This window comes from Clostridium sp. UBA5119 (genome assembly GCF_002414285.1).
Lineage (GTDB): Bacteria > Bacillota > Clostridia > Clostridiales > Clostridiaceae > Clostridium_J > Clostridium_J sulfidigenes.
In genome coordinates this window covers 438-5,110 of the sequence record NZ_DHYX01000068.1, presented here as the reverse complement: position 1 = coordinate 5,110, position 4,673 = coordinate 438, and the positions used below count along the sequence as shown (strand labels likewise).

The following is a 4,673-nucleotide window of genomic DNA, read 5'->3' as shown; positions in this document are numbered from 1 at the left end:
ATATCTATTTAGTTCCATGATAACATCATAAACAGAGTTCTTTACTCCCACTTTTAAAAAGATGGGAGTATTAGATCTGGTAGATATCGGATAAAAAAATACTACTTTTAACCTAACATTTTGCTGAAAAAAAGAGCCGCAATTTGCGACTCCCTTTAATTTGAACTTTACTCTATGGATTTTAGTGCATCAATCATATTTATATTTTTTAATTTTATATGCATCATTATCATAACTAATATGGCAAAAAACATTGTAATTACTCCAGAGATTACATAACTGCTCATGTCTACAGTTGGTATCATCATCATATTATCCATTTCTGCTGTACTCACTAAAAATACATATAATATTTTACCCATAACTGACCCTGCAAGTATACCTAATATTGTTAGTATTATGTTTTCTCTAAATATATACATGGCAACTTCATTATCATAAAAGCCTAGTACCTTTATTGTAGATATCTCTCTTATACGTTCAGATACATTTATATTAATTAAATTATATAATACAACAAATGCTAAACTTCCTGAAGCAACTATTATTACTATCATAACTAAGCCTAAATCAGCAGATTCACTTAAGCTTCTTAGCTTTGAAGCAAGGGTAACATTTACTACTTTATCATTGTCCATAAGGGTAGTAGATATTTTATTATCATCTTCTCTATTAGAATTTAACTTTAATAATTGTGCATTATATTTGGGAGCACTTTTAAATATCTCTTTATAATAGGATGGTGATAGATATATATAATGTCCAGCATAATTTTCTACTATGTTATCTACTTTAACCTTATGAGAATTATTATCTGAATCTGTTAAAGTTACATAATCCCCAGCAGATACCCCTAAAACATTTCCAAGTTTTTCATTTATAATTACTCCACTATCTGATAGTTTGTACTTAGTTCCACTTTCTCTATGGTTTAATAAAATATATTTATTTAACTCATCTATATTTTCTGGTACATACATAATAGCACTTTGCTTACTTACACCTTCTTTAATAAAGGTTACTGAATCTTGATGAATATTTAAGCTACTTTCATATCCCTTTAAGTTATTTAAACTACTTTCATATTCATCATCTTCTTTTTTACTATTATTATCATCAAATACTACCATAGCATCATACTTTAATAATTTTCCAAATTGAATATCCATAACTGAAGAATTGGATTTTTCAAGAGATATCCCTGCAACAAGCATAGCCATACATCCTGATATACCAAGTATTGTCATCAACATCCTTTGCTTATATCTAAAAAGATTTCTAAAGGTAACCTTTTGATTAAAGTTCAGTCTTTTCCATAAAGGTGTAATTCTTTCTAATAATATCTTTTTACCAACCTTTGGAGCTTTTATTCTCATTAAATCAGAAGGATTTTCTCTTAACTCCTCTTTTAATACAATTAATGATGCTCCTACTGTACAAAGTATTGAGGCTACTAAAGACTGAATTATATAGGATGGATAATAGTGTATTTTTACCTTTGGTAATGCAAAGGCAGATGAATAAGCTTTACTAATTATATATGGAAGGATACTGCTTCCAACTACAATACCAAGGACGCTACCAACAATACTAGCTAATGCTGCATAAACTATGAATTTCCTAGCTATTTCTAAATCCTTATAGCCTAAAGCCTTTAGTGTTCCTATTTCCACTCTATTTTCTTCCACCATTCTAGTCATTGTAGTTAAGCATATAAGTGCTGCAACTAGGAAGAAAAATACAGGAAATACTGAAGCTATCTTATCTAAGCTATCAATTGATCCTTTGTAAGTTGCATAACCTGGATTATCATTTCTATCAAAGAAATAATATTTACTATTATGCAAATCATTTAATTTTTCCTTTTCTTCATCTATCTCTTTTCGCCCATCTGCAAGTTTTGCTTTATTCTCCTTGATATCCTTCTCTCCATCAAGGAGTTTTTTCTCCGAAGCCTCAAGTTCCTTCTTAGCCTTATCAAGTTCTAACTGTCCTTGTTTTTTACCTTCCTCGAGGTCTTTTTTACCTTTGATAAGTTCCTCTTTCCCTATGAGTATTTGCTTTTCAGCTGTTTCAAGTTGTATCTTGCCTTCATTAAAACTTTTAACTTTCTCCTCATAGGAAATTATACCTTGTTGATACTGAGTTATTCCAGCTACTAAAGTTTCTACCTTAGACTTATTCTCACTTGCACTTTTACTAGCACCTTCTACTCCTTGTGCCATACTAATCACTAAAGAAACATTAGTTGGGTCTTTTTCTAAACTATTTACTAAACTACTTAATTCACTTAATCCTAAGTCAGGGTTAGATAAAGCGCCTTTCCAATACTTAATTTTTTCCTTTGAAACTTTTTCACCTTCTTTAGTGTTCTTTGCTGTTTCTCTCATATCATTAGAAAGTATATTGTATGTCCCAATTAAAACTTCTAAACTATCTATTTGATTTTCATACTCTACTGTACTCTCAGTAGGATCAATGCCTTGGTTTAAAAATCCTTCCTTAGCATTATCAAGTTGAATTTTTCCTGCCTCTAGCTGTTTCTCACCCTGTAAAAATTGCTCTTTTTGTTTATCTAGTTCTTTCTGACCTTTATCTAATTCTCTTTCACCTTCAATTAATTTCAGTTCACTAGCTTTGATTTCTTGCTGATACTTTTCTGCAAACTCTTCATATTGATTTTTACCATTAATAAGCTTTGCTCTGCCTTCCTCTATTTCTTTTTCAGCATCTTCAAGCTTTCTTTCACCATCTTCTATTTTTTTATAAGCCTTACTTAACTCCTTTTCTGCCTCTAATTTTACTTCTTCAATTCTTTCTACCACTCTTTTTGAGTATAAGTTTTTAAGATACTTATTATTTTCCTCCATCTTATCTTTATACTCATCACTATATGCACCAATGTTAGCTACATTTTTAAATCGTACATATACTTCCGTATACACATCCATGGATATATCTAAACTATTTAATATTGCAAAATAGTCTACACTTCCTTTTCCAACGGTAGTTGTTCCCCTAGATATATTTTCTATATACATAGGACTTTGTACAAATCCAACAATTTTAAAAGTTTTCTTCTTAAAGTATTCATCCAGCTCTTCATCAGATTCTATGGTATAGCTATCCCCTATCTTTAAATTTTTATCTTTCTTTAAAGCATTTTCATCTAAAGCTATCTCACCACTATTTTCAGGCAATCTCCCTTTTGTAACAATAAGTTTATTTATATTACTAGCGTCTTTCTCATCATATTCCATAAATTTAACCACATTATTTATATTAGTTAAATTTACATCTATACTAGATGTTCCAAAGTAATCTAAAATTTTATCGTTATTCTCCAGTAACTTTAAATCATTTTCATTAAGACCTATACTAGACACTATCTTGCTATCCATTAAATTTTGCTCTTTAAAAAATTCATTTATGGACTCTTTTAAATCTGGTCCACTAGATTTAATTCCAGAGTAAAAAGCAACTCCTAAAAAAATTATAGCAAGTATTGATATAAACCTTGCTTTAGAAGATAATATTTCCCTTATTATTGATTTTTTATACGCTCCATTTTTCATCTTCTACCCTCTACCACTCTATGTCTTCAACTGAAACAGGATTTTTATTCACTTCAACACTTGTAACCTTTGCATCCCTAATTTTTATAACTCTATCTGCAATAGGCGCAAGGGCTGAATTATGGGTTATAACAATTACTGTTGTCCCTGTGTTTTTACATGTATCCTGTAATGTCTTTAAAATCTGTTTTCCTGTTTTATAGTCAAGGGCTCCAGTTGGTTCATCACATAATAGCAACTTAGGATTTTTAGCTATAGCCCTTGCTATAGAAACCCTTTGCTGTTCTCCTCCTGATAATTGAGATGGAAAATTGTTTTTTCTATGATCAAGTCCCACTAACTCAAGAGTTTTATCTACATCTAAAGCATCCTTTGAAATTTGTGTAGCCAATTCCACATTTTCCTTTGCAGTTAAATTTTGAACTAAATTATAAAACTGAAATACAAACCCTACATCATGTCTTCTGTATTTTGTAAGCTGTCTCTTGTTAAACTTAGATATATCAACGTTATCAATAATTATTTCACCTTCATCACAAGTATCCATTCCTCCAAGTATGTTGAGCACAGTTGTTTTACCCGCACCACTTGGTCCTAGAATAATAGTAAACTCTCCCTTTTCTATAGAAAAATTAATACCATTATTTGCTGCAATGGTAGTTTCTCCAACCTTATATCTTTTATATTCATCTTTTATCTCTATGTATGACATGTTGCCCTCCCTAATCAATACTACCTTTAAATACTCAATGTCATTAAATAGACACCTTGTTTAGTTAATGCTATAATTCAAGTATAAATAATATATGGATTAGTTACAATAATCACATATTTTTATAGTGTTATTAAATATACATTTTAACGAATTTTGTTTATTTAATAACATATAATTAATAATTGCTTTTATAAATACTAAAAAAGGATGAGTTAAATGGCAGGAGTTAAAGGAAATAGAAGAATTTTATATACTAAAAAAATAATAAAAGAAAGCTTAATTGACTTACTTAAACATAAGAAAATTCATGAAGTTACCGTTACTGATATCTGCAAAAAATCGGATATTAATAGAGGAACTTTTTATACCCATTATAAAGATAC

General features: G+C 29.7%; 2 protein-coding genes and 1 pseudogene. 1 reads left to right on the top strand and 2 read right to left on the bottom strand.

Going from position 1 to position 4,673, the window contains the following annotated elements:
* Positions 1-167 precede the first annotated feature (167 nt).
* Together B2671_RS10855 and B2671_RS10850 are read right to left on the bottom strand one after the other, a co-directional pair.
* A complete protein-coding gene (locus tag B2671_RS10855; protein WP_346870430.1) occupies positions 168-3,575 on the bottom strand; it encodes an FtsX-like permease family protein in 3,408 nt (1,135 codons plus the stop codon).
* Positions 3,576-3,585: 10 nt separating this feature from the next.
* Positions 3,586-4,287: an ABC transporter ATP-binding protein gene (locus B2671_RS10850; protein ID WP_346870429.1), complete on the bottom strand. Its 702-nt coding sequence runs from the start codon at positions 4,285-4,287 to the stop codon at positions 3,586-3,588.
* 219 nt (positions 4,288-4,506) lie between these two features.
* On the opposite strand from B2671_RS10850, the pseudogene B2671_RS10845 reads away from it, so the two are divergent.
* Positions 4,507-4,673, top strand: a pseudogene (locus B2671_RS10845) (TetR/AcrR family transcriptional regulator); the annotation flags it as partial.

Coding starts and splice junctions, on each gene's coding strand:
- B2671_RS10855 (WP_346870430.1), bottom strand. CDS start 3,575: ATGAAAAATGGAGCGTATAAAAAATCAATAATAAGGGAAATATTATCT.
- B2671_RS10850 (WP_346870429.1), bottom strand. CDS start 4,287: ATGTCATACATAGAGATAAAAGATGAATATAAAAGATATAAGGTTGGA.